The organism is Bacillus sp. FSL K6-3149 (assembly GCF_038630515.1).
Classification (GTDB): Bacteria; Bacillota; Bacilli; order Bacillales; family Bacillaceae; genus Bacillus; species Bacillus pumilus.
In genome coordinates this window covers 2,388,169-2,409,189 of the sequence record NZ_CP152034.1, presented here as the reverse complement: position 1 = coordinate 2,409,189, position 21,021 = coordinate 2,388,169, and the positions used below count along the sequence as shown (strand labels likewise).

Here is a 21,021-nt window from a genome sequence, read left to right as displayed (position 1 = left end):
AATAAATAGTTAGTTTCCCGAAAAAAGTATAGCATGTAAATGAGCTCACTCAAAAGATTTTGTTTGCTTTTTTTCCAATACTTCCAAGCTTCGATCAAAGAAAGTGAGATGTGGCGCCGCAACGCTGTGAGCTTGAGCCTTTTTTAAAAGATAGCCAAGGATGGCTTTTCTTTCGGTTTGGCGGCCTTTCACTATATCTTGAAGCATAGACGACTGATTCTCAGCCGTTTTCTCACAAACAGAGACTACATAAGACCAGAGCTGCTCTTTTTCAGGTAAGCTCAAGATGGAAACTGCTTCTTCAAATGCACATTTCATCATGTATTCATATGAAGGGTTTGCGATCAATTCCCCGTTTCTCACATGCAGCAAAGCCGTGAGTGGATTAATACAGACATTGACAAGCAGTTTTTCCTCCAGCACCTTTTTCCATTCATCCGTATAGATCACCTGAAAATGAGATGATGTCTCATTCAATGCTTTTTTTATATCAGCTGCTTCCTCATGCTGAAATGCCCCCCACTTGATGACACCGATACCTGTATGGTTCACTGCATGATCTGACATCTTCATAGCTCCGTGCTCTACCACACCTATGTATAATGAATGTCCCGTTTTCCAATTCTCCAAATCTAATAAGTGAGCCATTCCGTTCTGTAAGAATAAGATACGATGAGGAGGTAATGTCGATAGTTCACCAAGTACATCTTGCAAATGATGATATTTCACTGTCACGATGAGCAAATCAAATTCTCCTGTTATTCCTGTCTGTGCATGAACAGCCACCTGGCATGTTTCTCCTTTTACTGTTCGCTCAATGCCTACTGCTCGAATCTCTTCTGCCTGTTCGTTTCTTCTTGTAAAGACTGTGACGTCATGATGCTGCGTTAAATAACTAGCACAAAGCAGACCAATCGCACCGCCGCCAATGATTCCAATATTCAACTGCCGCACATCCCTTTTTCGTTTACTTCATGATATCAACTATTTTAACAGGTTCATGTCGTGATGCAAAAAGCAGATGGCGCGCTATGATTGAATTTTTTTAATTTAAAAACTATAATAATAAGTGTAAAAACTTTTTGAGGCGGGTGGGATGAAAACGCCTTCAATGACATCACTGTCGACATTATGTGTGTAAGGGGGAAGATCATATGGCACAAGTAAAACGACTTCTAATTAATTACAAAACGTTAGAGGAATTTAAACAATTTAAGGAATACGGCATACAAGAGCTATCCATGCTCGAAGACCTTGAAAGCAATATGATTGAAAATGACAGCAACTCTCCATTTTATGGGATTTATTTTGGAGATAAGCTAGTGGCACGTATGAGCCTTTATCAAGTGGACGGCTCAACGACAACGTATTTTAACCACAACCATGATTATTTAGAGCTGTGGAAGCTGGAAGTGCTTCCTGGGTATCAGCGCAAAGGGTACGGCGAAGCACTTGTTGAATTCGCTAAATCGTTCGGATTGCCAATTCGGACCAATCCGCGCGTCAAATCTGCTGGTTTTTGGGATAAAATGGGCTTTGAAGCAGTCAAATATGATATGGAGCGCGATAAGGGTGAAAATCCACTCATCTGGGAGCCCGCACATATTCAAAAAAATACAGGTGAATCCGCTTAAATCCTGATCACAAAACGCCCCTCCTTTCTCTGTGAGGGGCGTCTCTTTATTTAGCATATTCTTTTAAGCTGATATTCTGTTTGACTCTTTCAACAATACCTATGAGTGCCCGGTAATCTTCTTCTGTCATTTTTAATTGCCGCTTTAAGTGTTCATTTTCTTCTGTAAGTGACTTCAATTGATGCTGTGCATCTGCCAGTTCTTCGCGTAAATGAGTAGGTCCATCAGGTTCTTTTTCAAGCTGCTCTAAAAACTGAATCACTTCTCGAAGGGTCAATTCAGCCTGATTTGAAGTAGTCTTCTCTTCTATGGTTAACGCATGCTGTGGTAAACCAGAGGAATGAATACCTATTTTTTTGCGCAATTCTTTCCGCTGTTTTTTTGCCAGCTCTATGCCTGCCTGATATTGTTTTCTAACGTATGAGTTCCACCTGAAACCACATGCTGCCGCTGTTCTTGACAATGCTTTCCCGACTTCCTCAAATGCGGAAAGCTGCGTTCCTCCGTCTCGAATGTGCCTTAAGACAACTTCTGCTAAAAGTAAATCTTCATCCTGTGTCCATGCGTCCTGCCTTGTAATTGTCAATTGATCATCCCCCCTGAATCTGAATACCACATCATATGCGCCTACTAGAGTAGATAGACTATTTGCAGGAGAGAATCCTAAAAAATAGACAAATAAAAAAACGCAAGGGAAGAATTCCCTCACGTTTTTTTATCAAGCATTAGTTGCTTTTTACGTCTTTGCCTTTGTATGTTCCGCAAGATTTGCAGACACGATGAGAAATTTTCATTTCACCGCATTCTGGGCAAGCTACCATACCAGGTACTTGTAGTTTGAAATGCGTACGACGCAATCTTTTTTTCATTTTAGAAGTTCTTCTAAAAGGTACAGCCATTATTCCCACCTCCTTAAAGAGTTAAGTTAAGATTCATTATTTTCTTCTAAGAGCTTCTTCAAGCCTTCCAGACGCGGATCAATTCGGTTTTGATGTGCATCTTCCGAAATGACCGCCCAGTCATTCCCTTCTTGTGGTGCAGCACCTTTTACGTCCGTTTGGTCGCAAAAGATTTGCATCGGCACTTCAAGAAGAATTTCTTCCTTGACTAAAGGCGTTAAGTCGATGATGTCGTCTTCTACAATAGAAACGTCTTCATCTTCTATGTCGTCTGTCTTATGAAGTACAAATAGTTCTTTCGTTGAAATCGCAAATGGATAATTTACATCAACAAGCGTTCTTGAACAAGGCAATGTCATTTCACCTGTGATGGTTAAATCAAATGCGACTTGCTTTGATTCGATCACTCCAGTCCCTTTCACCTCTACCGGTGAAATGCGACGTATATCTGAATGAAGGCTAGTAAGTTCATTTAAGTCAACCGTCTCATGAAAATCGAAGCTGTTTTTAGCTTTTTGATGTAACTGATAAACTGTCCATTTCAATTGTATCACCTCTAAGAGCAACAAACATGATTATAGCTTTCCTCATGTTATTTGTCAATATTTTTTCTTTACAGTCCTTTGTGATGTCAGAGCGTTGTTTGACATCAGTTCTCGGAATGCCTACACTGAAAAAAATGGGCTTCATTTTTCCCTTATGCTACTGTAGCATAGACCATTTAACCATAGCAAGAAAGGCGGAACATCTATTGAAAGCAACAGGAGTCGTTGTCGAGTATAATCCATTTCATTATGGACATGCCTATCATGTTCGTCAGGCGAAAACACATACCTCCTCAGATGTTGCCATTGCCGTCATGAGCGGTTCCTTCCTCCAGCGCGGTGAGCCTGCCATCGTCTCAAAATGGGCGCGGACAAAAATGGCACTGCAAAACGGTGTAGACATTGTGTGTGAGCTTCCATACATATACGCAGTGCAAAAGGCAGAAACCTTTGCAAACGGTGCTGTGGCGATTCTAGATGCTTTAAAATGCCGCTCCCTTTTTTTCGGCAGCGAGGATGGTGACATCAAAGCATTCGAGCGAACAGCTCGTGCTTGGCATGAGAAAAAAGAAGAAATTGACCTTTTCACAAAAGGAAAAGTAAAAGAGGGCCTTAGTTATCCAGCTGCAGCTGCTGCTGCGTTTCAAGAGGTGATTGATCCTAAGCACTTACTGGATCTGTCTCTGCCCAATAATATTTTAGGTTTCCATTATGTCAAAGCCATCTTGGAGAGATCCCCTCACATGCAGCCCTTTACCTCTCAAAGGATTTCATCTGGTTATCATGATGAAGAACTACCTGAAAATCAGAAAATCGCAAGCGCAACAAGTATACGAAAAGCGTTAAAAGATCATGGTACATTTGAAACAGTCGCCCCTTATCTCCCAGAAGCTACGCTCAAGCAATTACATGACTATCATTCTTCATATGGTCTTCTACATACACAAGAAGCCTACTTTAGCTTCTTAAAACACGTTTTTCACACAATGGATACGGCAGAACTAGAAGGCATCTATGAAATCGAAGAAGGCATCGAACACCGCATGCAAAAGGCGATTACACATGCGTCCTCCTACGAGGAATATCTATCACTTGTGAAAACAAAACGCTATACGTGGACAAGGCTGCAACGGATGAACACACATCTCTTAATGAGGGTGAAAAAGAGTGCCATGCATGAGCTGCTGAAAGAGAAAAAAGCGCCTTATATTCGTTTACTTGGTATGTCAAAGAAAGGGCAGCAATACTTATCTCATGTGAAAAAAGAATTGGACGTGCCGCTCGTCAGTAAACTGTCTGCCTTTTCACATCCTGCACTTGATCTTGATATTCGCGCATCCCGCGTCTTCAGCCTGCCCGTTAGTGAGCCGATGCAAACGAACTTAACGGAAGCGGAATTTAAAACCTCACCGATCCGATATGATGAAGAGACTGGTCTCTTCCAGTCTTAGCAAAAAAAGCAGCCTTGCGGAAGGCTGCTCCAGATTGTTGACACAGGGCTAAAATGATCTTTATTTTAGCCTTTGTCTTCTTTTCAGCATGATAGAAAACCTTTGAAGTCCTGACAAAGAATGCAGAGGTTTGTCTACATGCTGAGAGCAGCCTTTATGAAGGCTGCTCTTATTTGATTAAGATGCTTTCTCTTTTAATTTGTTTAAATAGTTCAGCGCATCTTGCATTGTATCTACAGGCACAATTTTCATATCACTTTTAATATCTTTCGCTGTTTTGACAGCATTTCTATAGTCTGAATTTGGATCACCTTTATCATTCGGTGCAAAGAATATATCTTTTCCTGCTTTATCTGCCGCCACGACCTTTTGATCGATTCCGCCAATTGGACCGACCGTTCCATCGGCGTCAATCGTTCCCGTTCCTGCAATCGCATAGCCATGTGTTTCGTCTTCTTTTGTCAGCTGGTTATAAATTTCAAGTGACATCATAAGACCCGCTGACGGTCCGCCGATATTTTCAATATCCACCTTAATAGAAGGTGAGACTTTCACATTTCGGTCTGTAAATAATGATACGCCAATTCCAACTCGATTCGGCTCTTCTTTAAATGGTTTTAACGTCACTTTCTCCGTCATGTCTTTGCCATTTCGTTCAAGGACAAAACGGACAGATGTACCTGCTTTTTTGCTGCTGATATACGAAACCATTTTATCAGCAGAATCATAGGTCTTGCCATCAACGCTTTTAATTCGGTCGCCCACTTCAATTTTGCCGTAAGCAGGCATTCCTTTCATCACGTAGCTTGCATATACGCCGTTAAACGTATAATCTACTTTTTTACCTGCTTTTGTATATGCTGCAATCATGGCATTTTCTTGCGAGCTTTTCATCAGCTGCAGCTGCCGTTTCATATAATCTTGATCCGACTCCCCGTCCGCTTTAATATTTTCTTCTGGGACGATTTCATCATATTTATTCATTTTCGCAAGCAAATACGTATACGGATTGGCTGGACCTACTTTAATTGTCATAAGAGAGAAGCTGCCCTTCTCGCCATATCCGCCGTCTACTTGAATGTGGGGAGCAATCTCGGTTGCATCACCCGGCTTTGTCACGTAATATGGCAGTTTGACAAAGGTTAAGCCACATAATACAAGGATAACGACAAAAAAGCTGAGCCAGCGAATATTTAATTTTTTCATTCGATTAACACTCCCATTTATCAATGACATCTTTCAGTATACCTGTTAGTTGATCTGCGGCAAGCTCACCTGCTTCAATCATCTCCTGCACCTGCACGAACGCACTCGAGCTAAATGTTTCAAGCCTCGGCCGGATCATGACATCAGCGTGAATGGTTTGATGACGGACCAATTCATTTTGAAGGATGTCCAAACTTTGCATAATCACATCCGATAATCTCGTCGCCTTTTCTGTTTTTTTCACCCTTGATACATCAGAGGCGATAATGAGGTCTGCGCCCATATCTTTTAAAACAGACACAGGAATGCGGTCCACAACCGCTCCATCCACTAGCTGTCTGCCGCCCATTTCATGAGGAACAAACACGCCCGGAATGCTGATGCTTGCTCTGACTGCTTGTGAGACAGACCCTTTTTTAAACACGACCTTCTCCCCTGTCTCGAGGTCACAGGCAACCACTGCAAGGGGCATTTTTAATTCTTCGAATTTTTTCCCATATGTAAACGTGTGAATCAGCTGCAAAATTCGATTTCCTTTTAAAAGACCGATTTTTGGCAGTGTATAGTCAGCATAATACTTTTTTCTGAAGACAAGTGCAAGTTTTTTCATTTTTTCTACGTCCTGTCCTGCCGCATAAAAGCTCCCAACAAGTGCGCCAATACTGCTGCCAGCAATCATATCTACCTGAATACCTTGTTTCTCAAGACTAGATAAAACTCCGATATGTGCCATTCCCCTCGCACCCCCGGAGCCTAACGCAAGCCCGATGACTGGTCGCCTCATGAAAATCCACCCTCCTCTTTTCTATGCATATATACGAATCTATTGGTCTAAACATGCCCCTTCTGCTCGTATAGTAATAGAAGACAGGCTCGGCTAGTTTCTTTCTTTTTTGATCACGAGCTCGCCAATAGATCATAACGGCAAGGGGCGAAATCTCCATGAAAAAATGGAACACTCTGTTCATCGCTGCTTTTTTTATCTTTTTAACAGCCACTGTGATTACACATCCACAAGCCTCTTTGCAAGCGTCTAAAAATGGACTTGCAATGTGGTGGGAGGTTGTATTTCCATCATTGCTTCCTTTTTTTATTTTGTCCGAGCTATTAATTAGTTTCGGGATTGTCAGATTTGTCGGGGTATTATTAGAGCCATTTATGCGCCCCATCTTTCGAGTGCCTGGTGTAGGCGGATTTGTCCTAGCGATGGGAATGGCATCAGGCTTTCCTTCTGGTGCGAAATTAACCACTAGACTCAGGCAGGAAGGGCAACTGACACAAATCGAAGCAGAGCGCCTCGTTTCTTTTACAAATTCATCGAACCCATTGTTTATTTTCGGTGCGGTGGCTGTTGGTTTTTTTCATCATCCAGCTTTAGGAATTGTTTTGGCCTGCGCACATTATTTAGGGAATCTCGCTGTTGGGGTGACGATGCGAGGATATAAAGCACGGCATGATGCACATCTGAGAAGCCGTAAGCAAATTTTATTCCCACCGTTTCAAGAAGCATTCAGCGCTCTTCATACAGCAAGACTCGCAGAGAAAAGACCGCTCGGCCAAATTTTAAGTGATGCGGTCATGTCATCAGTCCAAACACTCTTTATGATTGGCGGCTTTATTATCTTATTTTCTGTGTTTAGCAAAATGCTGTCAGTTGTTCATGTGACGGATCTCTTATCCATAGGGATCGGATATATGCTGCAAACGATGCACCTTCCGCCAGAATTAGATCTTGCGATGATTGCCGGTTTATTTGAAATCACATTAGGAAGTCAGCTGACAGGGTCACAGGAAGTCACCCTTCTTGCTAAAACGATTGTCGTCAGCTTTATATTAGGATTCAGCGGGTTTTCTGTTCAAGCTCAGGTCGCTGGCATTCTGGCGGCAACAGATATACGCTTTAAACCGTTTTTCTTCGCTCGTTTGCTTCACGGGATTTATGCAGCTGTTTTTGCCTTCTTATTGTTCAAGCCTCTTTATGTCTCTCGATCTGACATGGCTCTCCCAGCAGGTGCCTTTGAAGCAAGCCAGCAGGTCGTCATGTACAGCAGTGTGCTTTGGAATCAGCTTGTGACAGCTGGCCCTTTGATCACGCTATGCAGCTTGATCTTGTATACGGCGCTATACTATCAGAAATTAAAAAAAGGATGAGTGCACAGTGCACTCATCCTTTAAATTTTTCTATCAGCGCTTCTTCTACCTCTTTTGGCACAAGGTCTTTGACTGAACCATCATATTTCGCTACTTCTTTGACAATGCTTGAGCTTAAGAAGGAATACTGATTGTTGGTCATCATGAAAAACGTTTCAATGTCATCGTTTAACACTTTATTCATTGATGTGCCCTGCATTTCATATTCAAAGTCTGTCACAGCTCTTAATCCGCGTAAAATGACTTTGGCTTCTTTTTGTTTCGCATAATCAACAAGCAGACCGTGAAAGGATTCGACTTTGATATTTGGCAGATCCTTCGTCGCTTGGCGAATGAGCTCACACCGTTCTTCAACGGTAAATAACGGTTTCTTGGATGAGTTATTTAGTACACATACATACACTTCATCAAAGATCTTTGCACCTCTTTTGATGATATCCAAATGGCCCAATGTGACTGGATCGAAGCTACCCGGACAAACGGCTATGTTCCCCATGCTTTAATTTCCCCGCTTTCTATAGATCGTAATACCAGTCAACCCGTACAGTTCCTGTCTTGATATGTAAAGCTGTCCAGCTTCCTCTGGCAGTATAACGTCCTTATCATGCTCACACACGATCACGCCGTCATCTGTTAATAAGGCATGCTCGTCAATCATGTCAAGAAGTGCTTTTAGCTGCTGATCTTTGTAAGGCGGATCAAGAAAGATCGCTTGAAAGGATTCCTCTCGTTTCACAACGGCTGCAAGTGCACGCTTTGCCTCGTTTCGAAACACTTCACTTTGATCAATCAGCTCCAATTGATTGAGGTTTCCTTTGATCGTTTGAATCGCCTTCATATCTCGATCAACGAATATGCAATGATCGAATCCTCTAGAAAGCGCTTCAATCCCTAAACCACCGCTTCCCGCAAATAAATCAAGGGCCCATCCGCCATCAAAATACGGGCCGATCATATTAAATATCGATTCTTTTACTTTATCTGTCGTCGGTCTTGTTGATTGACCTGGTACCGCTTTAAGTGTGCGGCCTTTTCTCGTTCCAGAGATGACTCTCATTTTTCCACCACTTTTTCTGCTTGCTTCTATTGGTTATTGTGTATGACAAAAAATCCAACATTATCTTACCACAACACTCCGCAGGGGACAATGCGCGGACTTTCATTCATTTACTATGTATAGATCAAGGAAAGCGGGGTCATACTACTTATAACAGCATCTGATGTGGTGCTGTTGCCAACCGCGGAGAAGACTTACGTTTCCCCATAAGTTCTTCCTCCGGTTTCTCCTCTCCCTTTGCCTTCTCCTTAATGAATCATTAAGAATAGAAGGACCCCGCGGGTGATGCCGCGGGGGTTTTTTTGTGTCTTTAAAAGCCCACTTTATAATCATACTCTTTTGCTTTGTCCAATTTGGATTCGTACTCTAATTTAATAAAGGGTTTATATGAAGGCTCAACACGCTTCACAAATGGCAATGAGCTGAGCTTAGCCATATGGCGCTCGAGATCATTCATATCACAATAGATCACTGCATATTTCATTTTCCGTGAAATATAGTGAACATTTCCAAATTTTCTTAGCGCCTTTGACTGCTTTAACGAATGCAGCCAAACGACCATCCCTTGACGTTTGGTTTCCATCTTTTCACCTGCCGCTTTTTCAATTCTTTTCAGTCATTATGTAAAAGACGAGACATTCAAGTCTCGTCAAGATACTTTACAGCCACAGCTGCCACCAGATCCACAGCCACCGCCGCATGATGATAGACCATCAAAATATGGGTTCCCTGTTGGAACTTTGATATATGCTGATACAGCTTGACCGATTTCAATACTAATCTCATCTAAGATGGATTGAATCGCTGTTTCTGCTTTTTTGAAATCAACCACTGTATCGTGAAGATCTAACTTTCTTTTGACCTCACGCATTTCCTTTGAGATCGTTCTATAGTCCGGATGGTATTTGCCGAACCGCTGCACATCCTCATATTGCTCTTTTACTTTTGTAAAATGGGCAATAATTTGTTGGGCTTCTTCGTCTTGCTGGAGACGCTTAAAGCAGTTGCGGTAATGTTCAGCCTCCTCCGACTGAAGAATCATGGCAGCCAATTGATTCGCTTCCTCTTGGAGCTCCACAGATTCGATTGTCGCATACATAAATGATGCACCTCCAATTCATAGTTTACCACGAAACCTATGGATCAGAAAATGCTTTTACGTCACAAATACATCCCATGTCTCTCTTTTCTGCCTATATTCTGGATGACGAGAATTGAGCACAACGGTCATTTTATGCTTTCCTTTTGAGAGATGCTTGACCACAAATGCAGCAGTATATTCATTGCCTGCACGTTTTCCGTCTACATACACTGTAAAATATCCCGCCTTCTCATCCTTTTTTAGTCGCGTAGGCTCAAGATGAAAATCTTGCAGTGTACTTTCTATATAAACAGAAGACCCCTGCACTTTGTATTTTAAAAAGCCTTGCTGCTTCATTTCGCTTTGGGCTTGCTGCATCACATGTACAGCTGGATCTTGCTTTATGACTTGCTTCTCTTCATGTTGACTTTGACACCCGGTGACAAGAAAAAGCAATGCGCATATTGACAGCATCCATTTCATCATCTGATTCTCCTTTCATCTACTTTTATAGGATGCTCAGGAAATAGACATCTTAATCAACTCAAAAAAGCCTCATCCGGCTCCATTTTGATTGCGCATTGCTTGGAACATTTGAATCATCATTTCAGCCATTTGGACACTGTTACTCAACTGACTCACACGATGAGGAATGGTTTTTTCGTAAAAATTCATTTTATCTAATTCAAAGGACGATAGCTTATCAGGATGTCGAGTCAGCTGTCTGTACCAGAGAGGACGCTGTCTGATGAATTTGATTCGATCCTCTTCGGCCATGACAAACTCCAGTACTTCTTTCCGCACCAAAAGCATCCCCTTTCACTTAATCTTTCCTGAAGGAGAATGGGTGCTGACTGCCTCCAGATGAACCTTTCTTTGAGCCATTTGATGAAAATTGTCCGAGTAAGCTTTGTAAAGAGGAAATAGACTGGCTCATTTTGTTGATTTGTTCATTCATTTGATCAGCGTCCATTTTTTTCACAGCAGAAACCATTTTAGACATAAAATCGGCTTTTCCCGCTTCACTTGGCTTAGAGTCTTTTTCTTCTTTCACGTCTCCAGATTGCGTTTGCCGGTAAGGAGACCACATCTCATCTTCCTCACCAAACATGACCCAATTTTCGTATACACTTTGCCAGCTTTTTTCTTGCGTTTGCACTTCTTGAATTAACTTCGGATGGCGTCTGACGAATTGTTTAAATTCATCAATGGATGTTTGTTTTTGCTTGTTTGTCATATCCTCACCCCCATACAAATGCCTACTATACTATATACATCAGCAGTTATTTTGGTGAGCCTCTTTTTCAATCAAAAAAACAGCTGCGATGGTGCAGCTGCTTTCGTTTAAGATGTTTTTTTAATGAAGTTTTGGGTGTAGTATTTTTCTTTCACACCGACGCCAAGGTGTGTGTAATCTTTATTTAATAACGCCTTTCTATGACCTTCACTATTGAGCCAGCCTTCTACCGCTGCAGGTCCATCTACATAATTATAGGCAATGTTTTCACCTGCGAGCTGAAATGCCACCTCGCCTCTTTCTAATCGGTCTTTCAGCGTACCGTATTTTTTAGATTCATGGGAGAAATAATGATTCTCTTTCATGTCCTCACTATGCATGAATGCCACTTCAGAGGTTTCATCATCCCACTTTAAGATCGGCAGTTTGTACTTATGACGAATTATATTGGTCATATCAAAAATTTGTTTTTGACTGGAAGCTTCGATCTCTTTCCATTTTTCACCCGATATTGCCTCTGGTTCTATCAATTGACCACGATAGACGACTTCGTATGGCTTTTGTTTCACAAATGTATCTGCGTTAAACGCCCTGATACTTGAAAGGGTGCTTTCAAACTTATCCATGTAAAGCTGAACATATACATCATCGTCCACTTTCACGGTAGGTCTTGTATTCATATCATCTTCTGAGAATTCAAAGCGGTATGAATTTTGTTCATCCTCTACATGAATGTAAGGTGCAATTTGTGTTTTTTTAAATACCTCACTTGTGGCTTGACCGATTTTAAACGGTTCAACATTGAGCCCGTCTCCTGTTGCAAACAATGTCACCACTTTACTATCCTTTACCCCTACTTGAATATAGTGCTTCTTCGATTGATTGTATATCCACCAGTCATAATCATATGCGGAAGGATCAATGCGATCTGGTTCTCCCAGCTGTTTAAGCACTTCGTTTGAAGATTTCCCCATAAAGGACATGAGCCCCTTTTTAGGGATGTTGATCGGCTTATCGCTAGATGTTTCTTCATTAGACACCTTCGGTTCATTGCTGTTTTCTTTTTCTGGTGAAGATCCATATTGAATAAACAGAACGTACGTTCCGGATATAATCAGGAGGATGAGGAGTGTTTTGAGCACAGTTTTCAAATAAACACCTCCGTTAAATTGGCAAGGTACAAAAAGTACCTTCTACTGTCATTTAAACAAAACTCGCTCTATTTATCAACGACAATACAGCCTATTTAACACGAATTTAAAATATGCCCCTCTTAATGAAGAAATCCTTGCCCATGATCTTGATCCTGCTGAGAGATTTCTGTCAGTGCATCTCCTGCGCGATCATTCGATAAATCTTCGACGGATAAATCTCCAAGAGCGACAATCCCTGTTAATGCACCGTTCTTCACAACAGGAATGCGGCGAAGCTGGTGCTCTGACATCAGCCGGACAATTTCTTCAAGCGTTGCATCTTCTTCTGCTGTCAGTACTTCCTTCGTCATCAGCGAGCCTACTTCCTGTGAGTTTGGCTTTTTTTCTGCAATGCCTCTGAGTACAAGGTCACGGTCTGTCACGATACCAACGAGCTGATCTCCGTTAACCACGGGAATGGCACCAATGTCTGCGTCTCTCATTTTGACTGCGGCTTCATACGTATTGTCATCTTGCTGACATGTCACTACTTTTTTTGTCATAATATCTTTAATTTTTTTCGTTTTCACGTTGATTCCTCCATCTGTTATTTTCTTTATTACTGTAACCAGGTTATAAAAGAACATACCTTTCACAGTTGAAAGTTTAACGCTTTCATACTATGATTGTCAGTAAAGGGAATTTTTATAAGGAGGGGTTTTGGGTGAAGTTTGAAGGTACGGGGATTGAAAAGGTAGCAGCTGACTTAAATAAATTAGATTTCATCATGGAAAGTGAAGGATTTGTACGAGCCGATCAATGGGATTATGAGCGTGTGACGTACGACAGAAAGTTTAACATGGTAGAGGGAACCTTTTATTTACGCATTTCCGGCTACGCCACCGAAGGAGATGTAGGTTCAAAAAGAGCACACATACAGCTTCTCACACCTTTACTCGGAAAACATTATTATCCGCACGGTGTTGAATACGGCGAAGGCGAAGATTTCCCTAAGTCTCTCATCCAATCAAGCAAAAAAACACTTGAACAGCTGAAAGAAAAACTAGAAGCAATGACTGCAGAAGCATAAACGAAAGCACAGCCATCCGGCTGTGCTTTTTTCATTCATATTTCGGAATCAGGGCATCTGGTACGGCATCTTTCGCTCTTTCTTTTCTTGCCCAGTCAAAGAAGACAACAGCAAGGATCGAGCCGTACACAATCTCCTGAATAATTTTCATCAAAATCGCGCCTAGCTGCTGGTCTTCTAGCAGCGGCAAGGTATGGAACATTTCAGGACCTGTGAGCGCAAGACCTGCCAGCGTATCACTTGGTACGCATAGATGCAGCGCCTGTATCCAAGCACCAGCATCAGAATAGGTTGCATAGATCGGTGCCTCACTAAACATGATGAGTGCACACGCAGGAGTCATTAATATCCCGTCTGCCATGATATAACCAAGCTTTAAAATGCCTGTAATCTGAGGCTGACTTTGGACTTTATGAACGAGCGGCCACCACATGAAAAAGGCAGCGATAAAAATGACCACTGTCATCAGCGCATGATAAAACGGATCTGTTTTCACAAAGTCAAACACAAGCGGAATATGGTACATCGAAAACAAGCCGTTAAACCCGAGCAATGCAATTAAAGGCTTGGAAAACAAACGAAACATCTGCTGAATGCCTGGTGTTTGTATGATCCGCTCCCAAATGGCCGCAGGTAATCCTGTAATAAGGAGAGGCGGAATGACTAAATAGAGCACCGCCATTTGCGCCATATGTGCACTAAACATAATATGCCCCATTAAATCAATTGGGCTTCCTTTTACGGCGTATAACAGCACAAGCCCGGTCAGAAACAGCGTTTTCTCTTTTACCGTCGCACGATACTTCCCCTTTGTCACAAGAAGCAGATAAAGAGCAGCTGCTATGACAATACTAGTCAAATAGTAAGGGCTCCATAATGCCCGAAATCCGAATATTTCTAAGTTCTCCATTGCTGCGCCTCCTTCAAGGGCAAAGCGGGCTTACCACCAAATAATGGTCAAAAAGGCTAATACGGTAATAAACGCGACAAACACACCTGAGTAAAGAAACAATGCGGGTGTTTCATGCCCTTTTTGGTTCATGTGCATAAAATAATAAAGCTGAAAAGCCACCTGAATAACGGCAAGCAGTAAAATAAATGGTACTGCGAACCAGTTTCCTACGTCTTCAGAAGCGATTGTTAAAAAGGCAACAAAGGTTAATCCAATCATCAAGCCGAAAGAAATGAGCTGATGCTTCATTTCTTCGGCATTTTTCTTTTTACGGTATACAAGATCGACTTTAGACTGATTTGTGTTTTTATTTCCCATTCTTATCCCACCATTCCCATTAAATATACAACGGTAAAGATGAAGACCCACACAACATCAATGAAGTGCCAATACAGACTTGCCACATAATATTTCGGCGCATTGTATAAATCGAGTCCGCGTCTCATATTTCGAATCATAAGAGCGGTAATCCAGCAAAGTCCAAAGGCGACGTGAGCCCCGTGAGTTCCTACAAGTGTATAGAAGGAGGAACCAAGAGCTGAGCTGGTAATGGTAAAATCATACGCATGCACATAATGATAGAACTCATAAATCTCAACCCCTAAAAATGAAGCACCTAATAGCACAGTCACACCAAGCCAAAGCTGCATCTTTTTAAAGGCAAAGTTTTTCATATGATACATTGCATACACACTCGTTAAACTGCTCGTTAGTAGTAGCATCGTGGCAATAAAGACAAGCGTGAGATCAAACATATCAGTTGTTTTTGCTCCGCCTGCATTAGAGTTTTTCAGCGCCAAATACGTGGCAAAGAGCGATGCAAACAGAACGGTTTCTCCCCCAAGAAACAACCAGAACCCGACGAACTTATTCTTTCCTTCTAACGTGGCTTTCTCAGGAGAAGCCGGAAAAGTTTCTGCTGTCATTTTTTGTGGTTCCATTATGCTTTCACCCCTTTATCATCGTCATCGGTCAAATCTTCTTTGTGAATATGGTACCCATGATCGTCTTTAAGAGAGCGAACCAGCATGGTCGCAAATGTAATGCCAAGACCAATGAGAATCACTGGAAGCCCCCAGCTATGCTCTTGACGATACATGAAGCCAAACGCTGACACAAATAGACCGAATGAGATAATGACAGGTAAGATGGAATTATTCGGCATGTGAATATCATCGAGCGGTTCAGATGCTGTCATTCCTTTTTTACCATCCATTTTTTCAATCCATAATGGATCTAGTCCTCTGACAAGCGGAAGCTGTTTAAAGTTATATTCTGGCGGAGGTGAAGACACTGCCCATTCAAGCGTTCTTCCATCTCCCCAAGGATCGCCCGATACACGCTCCCCTTTTGCTGTCGTCCAGATGATATTAATCAGCATGATGACAACAGCTACAAACATGAACAGTGCCCCAATCGTACTGACCAAGTTCCCAAGGTCTAGCCCCTGACCCGGCAAGAATGTAAAGACTCGGCGCGGCATGCCCCAAAGACCGAGAAAATGCTGGATAAAGAAGGTTAAATGGAAACCGACGAAAAACAGCACAAAGCCAATTTTCCCAAGCTTCTCATTCAGTATTTTTCCAAACATCTTCGGCCACCAGTAATGCACACCAGCTAAAATACCGAATACGACCCCGCCGATAATGACGTAGTGGAAATGCGCCACAACAAAGTACGTATCATGGAACTGATAATCTGCTGCAGCTGCTGCAAGCATGACTCCGGTTACCCCGCCAAGTAAAAACGACGGTATAAAGGCAACGGAATACAGCATTGGCGTTGTAAACTTCACATTACCGCCCCATATGGTGAGCAGCCAGTTAAATACTTTAATTCCTGTCGGCACCGCAATCGCCATTGTGGCTACAGCAAAGATGGCATTGGCAATCGGACCAAGTCCTGTTGTGAACATGTGATGCGCCCACACCATGAATCCAAGGAAACCAATCAATACAGTCGCAAACACCATCGACGAATACCCAAACAGCCTTTTTCTTGCAAACACTGGAATGATTTCAGAAAATATTCCGAATGCTGGCAGGATTAAGATATAAACTTCTGGGTGTCCGAAAATCCAGAACAAATGCTCCCAGATGATAGTATTTCCACCGAGCTCTGGATTAAAAAAGCTCGTATCAAACATTCTATCAAGCATCAGCATCGCAAGCCCTGCTGTAAGCGGCGGGAATGCGAATAAAATCAGTGCTGAGGCGACAAATGTCGTCCAAGTAAAGAGCGGCATTCTCATATACGTCATACCAGGCGTTCTCATATTAATAATCGTTGCAAGAAAGTTGATTCCGGCAATTAGCGTACCAATACCCGCTATCTGCAACCCTAAAATATAGAAATCCATGCCGTGTCCTTCTGAATTCAGCGTGAGCGAAGCGTATGCAGTCCAGCCTGCATCAGGTGCCCCGCCCATAAACCATCCAAGATTTAAGAAAATTCCTCCGAAAAAGAACAGCCAAAAACCAAGTGAATTCACAAATGGAAACGCTACGTCACGTGCACCAATTTGAATAGGTACAACCGCATTCATTAATGCAAATAAAAGCGGCATTGCTGCAAGGAAAATCATCGTTGTTCCATGCATCGTCATGACTTCATTGTAAAACCCTGCACTTACAAAATCATTTTCAGGGATGGCTAGCTGAATACGGATTATCATCGCTTCCAGGCCGCCAATTAAAAAGAAAAATCCCCCTGCCACTAAATATAGTATGGCAATTTTTTTGTGGTCAACCGTCGTCAAGTAATCCCATAAGACAGCGCCAAACCCCCGCTTTTTAGCTATAGTACTCACCATGAAATCCCCCTCTTATCTCCCATTTGCCCCTTTTCATATAGATGTTTTAACTTTACACAGACTGTGTCTGACAGATGGCTACTTCTTGGTTGTAGAGACATATTCGGGAGCTCTTAACAAAAACTTCACATCGATTACATACCCTCTTACACATTCCTATTAGAAATTACTCGATTTTAAGTCCTTTTAAATACTCATAAAGTGCATCTGCTTCTGAGTCATTTAATTTAGGGTACGTCCCTGTCATTTTATTTCCTGGTTTAAAGCTCTCTGGATCTTTCAGCCATGCTTTCACGTTTTCTTTGTTCATGTCTTTAATTCCAGCTACTTTCGTTCGCTCTCCGAAGGTTGCAAGGTTTGGTGCTGTCCTTGCCGCTTCCGGCCGTTCGTCCCCAGGCTCTACTGCGTGACAGCTCAAGCAGTTTTTCTCTTTAAATAATTTTTCACCTTCAAGGGCAAGATCTTTTGTGGATGTAGGCTTCTTGTAATCAGCCATTTTTTTCGTCCATCCTAAAAACTCATCTTGAGAAAGCGTTTTAACTTTAAAGTCCATTAAAGCATGCGAGGGACCGCAAAGCTCCGCACATTTCCCGTAGAAATATTCTCCTGCATCTTTCGTTCGTTTTGAATCAAAGGTTAAATAAAACTTGTTTTCATTGTCTGTGTTTGTATCAATTTTACCGCCAGCCGATGGAACCCAGAAAGAGTGTTTCACATCAGATGCTTTCAGCTTGAAGTAGACCTTTTGATCTGTCGGTACAATCAATTCCTGACTCGTGACAATCCCATAATCAGGGTATTCGAATTCCCACCAATATAAACTGGCTCTTACATTGACAACAAGTGTCTTTTCAGGATCTCGTTTTTTCTTATCCATAGCGCTTGTATCCCCAAGCTCAAGCGTGTATGCCACAACAGGCACAACGAGAATAATGAGGAGAAGAATCGGAATCGCTGTCCACGTAATTTCTAGGTTACGGTTCCCTTCCACCTGCTTTGGAATCGTATCTTCTCCAACTTTAGAACGTTTGAATTTAATGATGACGTAAAAGAAAATGATCGATACAACAATGACGACAAGAACCATAATGAGTGTACTCAGTACCGTTAGGAAAAATTGTTTATCTGCTACTTCCCCAACTGGTTTGAGTGTTGATAAGTATGGTTCACCACAGCCCGCCAAAACGAGCGTCAATAAGAGAAACAGTGAATAAACACGCCATTTTCTTATCATAATTTGTCCCAACCCCTTTTGCTTGATCTCCTTTGCCTTTCGCTTTTTACCTCTTATTTATAAAATCACTTTTCACCCATCCATAACCCCCGCCTCTTATAAAAGCACTTACATTTCCTGTTTTCATAAAAAAATGATGTTTTTACTCAAAATACCATCTATGTATAAACAGAAAGCCGCCTAAATAGAACTGAATATCAGGCGGCTTTCATAGTTGTTAGAAAATGTTGTGTTATAAGATATAGCCTTGTTTTGATGTGATCAAAGTGTATTTTACTCTAGAATAGTGTAATAATAATCATCGCGACGAAAAAGATGGTTAAGTAGTTTAATGAATAAACGAACATGAGCGTTGACCACTTCATGACGTCTTTCATTTTAAAGCCCATAAGGCCAATGACGAGCCATCCAATATTCAGCAATGTGCCAAGTGCGACAATCGGCCATCCTAATCCACCTAAGAAAAATGGAAGCGGGAGAAGACATGCTGTCCAAATGATGATTTGGCGTTTCGTGACTTCAAAGCCATAAACGACTGGTAGCATTGGAATACCTGCCTTACGGTAATCTTCCGTTTTCTTAATCGCAAGTGACAGGAAGTGCGGGATTTGCCAAATGAACATAATCATAAACAAAACCCAAGCCGTTGTGTCGATTGTACCTGTGACAGCTGTCCAGCCGATTAATGGCGGCACCGCACCAGATACACTTCCAATAACGGTATTAATGGTGTAATGGCGTTTAGACCACATGGTGTAAAGAACCGCATAAGTAAAGACTCCGATAAATCCAATCACTGCTGATGTGATAGTTGTCATCAGAAGCATGATGAGTCCAAGTACAACAAGCAAAATACCAAATGCATACGCTTGCCCCGGCTGAATCTTACCTGTAACCGTCGGTCTTGTTTTTGTTCTTTCCATTAATATATCAATATCACGGTCAAACGCATTATTAATGGCGCATGAACCGGCAATAATAAGAGAAGAACCAATCATTGTTAACAGCACAATATCAAGATTCCCAAGGAAACTCATCCCTGTAAAATAAAAAGCAAGCCACATTCCAGTAAATGTTGTAATGAAGTTGGAATTGACGATGCCCATTTTAATCAGAGCAAGAAAATCTTTCCAAGCTGTTGTTTCTTCTATTTGTCCATGAATAGCTGCTTCCGCGGCTGTTTTGGAATTTGCCAATGTGTATAACCTCCCTTGCCCAAACCTTCAAACAAACAATGAAACGTAAATTCGTTACAACTCTATCATACAAGATAAACAGCTGTAAAAAAACATCCTATTAAATAATAAACGACAATCTCGAAGTTATTTGTGAACTTTTAGTGAATTTATTAGGATTTATCTGTGTTTCAGAAGGCGGTGCAAAATGAAATATTCTCTCCTCTATTTCTATCAGACTGTGAAAGAAAGATCAAGCACTCTAAATCTGTAAACTTTGTGAACTAACATATCATTTTTTTGTGAACTTTGGTCATTATGAATTGCAACAGAACACGCATTTGGCTTAAACTTGAGAGCATGTGAGGTTTTTCAATTAGATCAGAAGTTTTTTAGAGAAGGTGAAATAATTTGATGAAATTTGCTTTAAGGTTATTGAGCGTGATCACAACGTTTGTGATGCTGATCGTTTTGATTGGCGGTGCGCTTGTGACGAAAACCGGCTCGGGTCTTGGCTGCGGCAGGCAGTGGCCCCTTTGTCACGGTCGTTTCTTCCCTGAAATGAACCCTGCTTCCATCATCGAATGGAGTCACCGCATGTCAACAGGGGTTTCAACCATTCTTGTCTTGGCACTGGCGGTCTTATGCTGGAAAAAGATTAGTCCAGTATTCCGTGAAACCAAATTTTTGGTCATCATGTCGATTATATTCTTACTGCTACAAGCGCTGTTAGGGGCTCTTGCCGTCGTGTTTGGTTCCAACGCACTTGTCATGGCACTGCACTTCGGTATTTCACTCATTTCTTTTGCTTCAGTGTTATTGCTTGCGCTTCTTGTATTTGAGGCAACCCGATCTGAAACAAAGCTTGTGAAGCCGCTTCATATCGGCAAAAAAATGCAGTTTCATATTTATGGTTTGATCACCTATACGTATATCGTGGTGTACACGGGTGCTTATGTGAGGCATACAAAGTCAAGCCTTGCTTGCTCTGTTTTCCCGTTTTGTTCAAAAGACGGTGCACTTCCAGCATACTTTAATCAGTGGGTGCAAATGTCTCACCGAGCAGCAGCACTTCTTTTATTCGTCTGGATATTTGTTGCGATGTTCCATGCCATGAAACATTATAAAGAACAGAAGCAGCTGTATTATGGATGGATCATTTCAGCCATTCTCATTACACTTCAAGCGATTTCAGGTGTGATGTCTGTGTATTCTCAGCTCGCACTAGGTTATGCGCTGGCTCATTCATTCTTTATTTCCTGTTTGTTTGGAGTACTCTGTTACTTCTGTCTACTCATTGCACGGTTTAAATATGAAAGCAAAGAACCATTCAAATAAGAATTTGTATCCCCCTTCCATATGGA

26 protein-coding genes are annotated in these 21,021 nt (G+C 41.8%); 5 read left to right on the top strand and 21 right to left on the bottom strand.

From position 1 onward, the window contains the following. Positions 1-45: 45 nt before the first annotated feature. Entirely contained in the window at positions 46-945 is a 900-nt protein-coding gene (locus MHB83_RS12200; protein WP_342496361.1) for a 2-dehydropantoate 2-reductase, read from the bottom strand. Between the two features lie 209 nt (positions 946-1,154). On the opposite strand from MHB83_RS12200, the gene MHB83_RS12195 reads away from it, so the two are divergent. Then, entirely contained in the window at positions 1,155-1,634 is a 480-nt protein-coding gene (locus MHB83_RS12195) for an N-acetyltransferase (protein WP_003211702.1), read from the top strand. Between the two features lie 46 nt (positions 1,635-1,680). Here MHB83_RS12195 and gerR read toward each other — a convergent pair whose 3' ends face one another. From gerR to MHB83_RS12180, 3 genes are all read right to left on the bottom strand, one after another. Beyond that, positions 1,681-2,220, bottom strand: a complete 540-nt coding sequence (gerR, locus tag MHB83_RS12190) for a sporulation-specific transcriptional regulator GerR (protein ID WP_050945104.1) — start codon at positions 2,218-2,220, stop codon at positions 1,681-1,683. 139 nt (positions 2,221-2,359) lie between these two features. After that, positions 2,360-2,533 (bottom strand): 50S ribosomal protein L32, encoded by a 174-nt coding sequence (gene rpmF, locus MHB83_RS12185; protein WP_008354700.1) that lies wholly within the window; start codon positions 2,531-2,533, stop codon positions 2,360-2,362. A 26-nt stretch (positions 2,534-2,559) separates the two neighbouring features. Then, the gene (locus MHB83_RS12180; protein WP_003210956.1) at positions 2,560-3,078 is read right to left on the bottom strand and encodes a DUF177 domain-containing protein; all 519 of its coding nucleotides are present in this window, start codon (positions 3,076-3,078) and stop codon (positions 2,560-2,562) included. Between the two features lie 206 nt (positions 3,079-3,284). Between MHB83_RS12180 and MHB83_RS12175 the strand changes: the two genes are divergently transcribed. Next, positions 3,285-4,529, top strand: coding sequence for a nucleotidyltransferase (locus tag MHB83_RS12175; RefSeq protein WP_253622641.1), 1,245 nt, complete (start codon positions 3,285-3,287; stop codon positions 4,527-4,529). A 177-nt stretch (positions 4,530-4,706) separates the two neighbouring features. On the opposite strand, the gene MHB83_RS12170 is transcribed toward MHB83_RS12175, so the two are convergent. Both MHB83_RS12170 and MHB83_RS12165 read right to left on the bottom strand, forming a co-directional pair. Continuing rightward, on the bottom strand, positions 4,707-5,735 hold the full coding sequence (locus MHB83_RS12170; protein ID WP_050945105.1) for a SepM family pheromone-processing serine protease: 1,029 nt from the start codon (positions 5,733-5,735) through the stop codon (positions 4,707-4,709). Positions 5,736-5,739: 4 nt separating this feature from the next. After that, positions 5,740-6,519 (bottom strand): patatin-like phospholipase family protein, encoded by a 780-nt coding sequence (locus MHB83_RS12165; protein ID WP_342496360.1) that lies wholly within the window; start codon positions 6,517-6,519, stop codon positions 5,740-5,742. 158 nt (positions 6,520-6,677) lie between these two features. Between MHB83_RS12165 and ylbJ the strand changes: the two genes are divergently transcribed. Continuing rightward, positions 6,678-7,886, top strand: coding sequence for a sporulation integral membrane protein YlbJ (ylbJ, locus tag MHB83_RS12160; protein WP_003211685.1), 1,209 nt, complete (start codon positions 6,678-6,680; stop codon positions 7,884-7,886). Positions 7,887-7,899: 13 nt separating this feature from the next. Here ylbJ and coaD read toward each other — a convergent pair whose 3' ends face one another. The 9 genes from coaD to MHB83_RS12115 form a co-directional block, all read right to left on the bottom strand. Further along, on the bottom strand, positions 7,900-8,382 hold the full coding sequence (coaD, locus tag MHB83_RS12155; protein WP_044142001.1) for a pantetheine-phosphate adenylyltransferase: 483 nt from the start codon (positions 8,380-8,382) through the stop codon (positions 7,900-7,902). Between the two features lie 3 nt (positions 8,383-8,385). Beyond that, positions 8,386-8,943: a 16S rRNA (guanine(966)-N(2))-methyltransferase RsmD gene (gene rsmD / locus MHB83_RS12150; protein WP_003211265.1), complete on the bottom strand. Its 558-nt coding sequence runs from the start codon at positions 8,941-8,943 to the stop codon at positions 8,386-8,388. A gap of 310 nt (positions 8,944-9,253) precedes the next feature. Then, positions 9,254-9,526: a YlbG family protein gene (locus MHB83_RS12145; RefSeq protein WP_003212137.1), complete on the bottom strand. Its 273-nt coding sequence runs from the start codon at positions 9,524-9,526 to the stop codon at positions 9,254-9,256. Between the two features lie 66 nt (positions 9,527-9,592). Further along, positions 9,593-10,042, bottom strand: coding sequence for a YlbF family regulator (locus MHB83_RS12140; protein WP_007499807.1), 450 nt, complete (start codon positions 10,040-10,042; stop codon positions 9,593-9,595). A 57-nt stretch (positions 10,043-10,099) separates the two neighbouring features. Then, entirely contained in the window at positions 10,100-10,507 is a 408-nt protein-coding gene (locus MHB83_RS12135; RefSeq protein WP_050945107.1) for a hypothetical protein, read from the bottom strand. A gap of 72 nt (positions 10,508-10,579) precedes the next feature. Beyond that, positions 10,580-10,828, bottom strand: coding sequence for a YlbE-like family protein (locus MHB83_RS12130; protein WP_034619936.1), 249 nt, complete (start codon positions 10,826-10,828; stop codon positions 10,580-10,582). A 19-nt stretch (positions 10,829-10,847) separates the two neighbouring features. Next, positions 10,848-11,261 (bottom strand): YlbD family protein, encoded by a 414-nt coding sequence (locus MHB83_RS12125; RefSeq protein WP_003212038.1) that lies wholly within the window; start codon positions 11,259-11,261, stop codon positions 10,848-10,850. Positions 11,262-11,368: 107 nt separating this feature from the next. After that, the gene (locus tag MHB83_RS12120) at positions 11,369-12,412 is read right to left on the bottom strand and encodes a CAP domain-containing protein (RefSeq protein ID WP_003212349.1); all 1,044 of its coding nucleotides are present in this window, start codon (positions 12,410-12,412) and stop codon (positions 11,369-11,371) included. Positions 12,413-12,534: 122 nt separating this feature from the next. After that, positions 12,535-12,957, bottom strand: coding sequence for a CBS domain-containing protein (locus MHB83_RS12115; protein ID WP_044142103.1), 423 nt, complete (start codon positions 12,955-12,957; stop codon positions 12,535-12,537). A 161-nt stretch (positions 12,958-13,118) separates the two neighbouring features. On the opposite strand from MHB83_RS12115, the gene MHB83_RS12110 reads away from it, so the two are divergent. Then, on the top strand, positions 13,119-13,484 hold the full coding sequence (locus MHB83_RS12110; protein ID WP_050945108.1) for a YugN family protein: 366 nt from the start codon (positions 13,119-13,121) through the stop codon (positions 13,482-13,484). Positions 13,485-13,515: 31 nt separating this feature from the next. Here the strand turns inward: MHB83_RS12110 and ctaG are convergent, their stop codons facing one another. From ctaG to cyoE, 6 genes are all read right to left on the bottom strand, one after another. Then, positions 13,516-14,394: a cytochrome c oxidase assembly factor CtaG gene (gene ctaG / locus MHB83_RS12105; RefSeq protein ID WP_003211132.1), complete on the bottom strand. Its 879-nt coding sequence runs from the start codon at positions 14,392-14,394 to the stop codon at positions 13,516-13,518. Between the two features lie 30 nt (positions 14,395-14,424). After that, positions 14,425-14,754 carry a cytochrome c oxidase subunit IVB gene (ctaF, locus tag MHB83_RS12100; protein WP_003211520.1) on the bottom strand — a complete coding sequence of 110 codons (330 nt, stop codon included), beginning with the start codon at positions 14,752-14,754 and terminating at the stop codon, positions 14,425-14,427. Between the two features lie 2 nt (positions 14,755-14,756). Next, the gene (ctaE, locus tag MHB83_RS12095; RefSeq protein ID WP_088001578.1) at positions 14,757-15,380 is read right to left on the bottom strand and encodes a cytochrome c oxidase subunit III; all 624 of its coding nucleotides are present in this window, start codon (positions 15,378-15,380) and stop codon (positions 14,757-14,759) included. Beyond that, complete coding sequence (ctaD, locus tag MHB83_RS12090) at positions 15,377-17,248, bottom strand: cytochrome c oxidase subunit I (protein WP_050945109.1); 1,872 nt, start codon at positions 17,246-17,248, stop codon at positions 15,377-15,379. The genes ctaE and ctaD overlap by 4 nt, the downstream gene beginning before the upstream one ends. Before the next feature lie 166 nt (positions 17,249-17,414). Further along, positions 17,415-18,482: a cytochrome c oxidase subunit II gene (coxB, locus tag MHB83_RS12085; protein ID WP_003212202.1), complete on the bottom strand. Its 1,068-nt coding sequence runs from the start codon at positions 18,480-18,482 to the stop codon at positions 17,415-17,417. Between the two features lie 278 nt (positions 18,483-18,760). After that, entirely contained in the window at positions 18,761-19,678 is a 918-nt protein-coding gene (gene cyoE, locus MHB83_RS12080) for a heme o synthase (RefSeq protein WP_003211774.1), read from the bottom strand. Positions 19,679-20,071: 393 nt separating this feature from the next. On the opposite strand from cyoE, the gene MHB83_RS12075 reads away from it, so the two are divergent. Continuing rightward, a complete protein-coding gene (locus MHB83_RS12075; RefSeq protein ID WP_003210766.1) occupies positions 20,072-20,995 on the top strand; it encodes a heme A synthase in 924 nt (307 codons plus the stop codon). Positions 20,996-21,021: the final 26 nt, after the last annotated feature.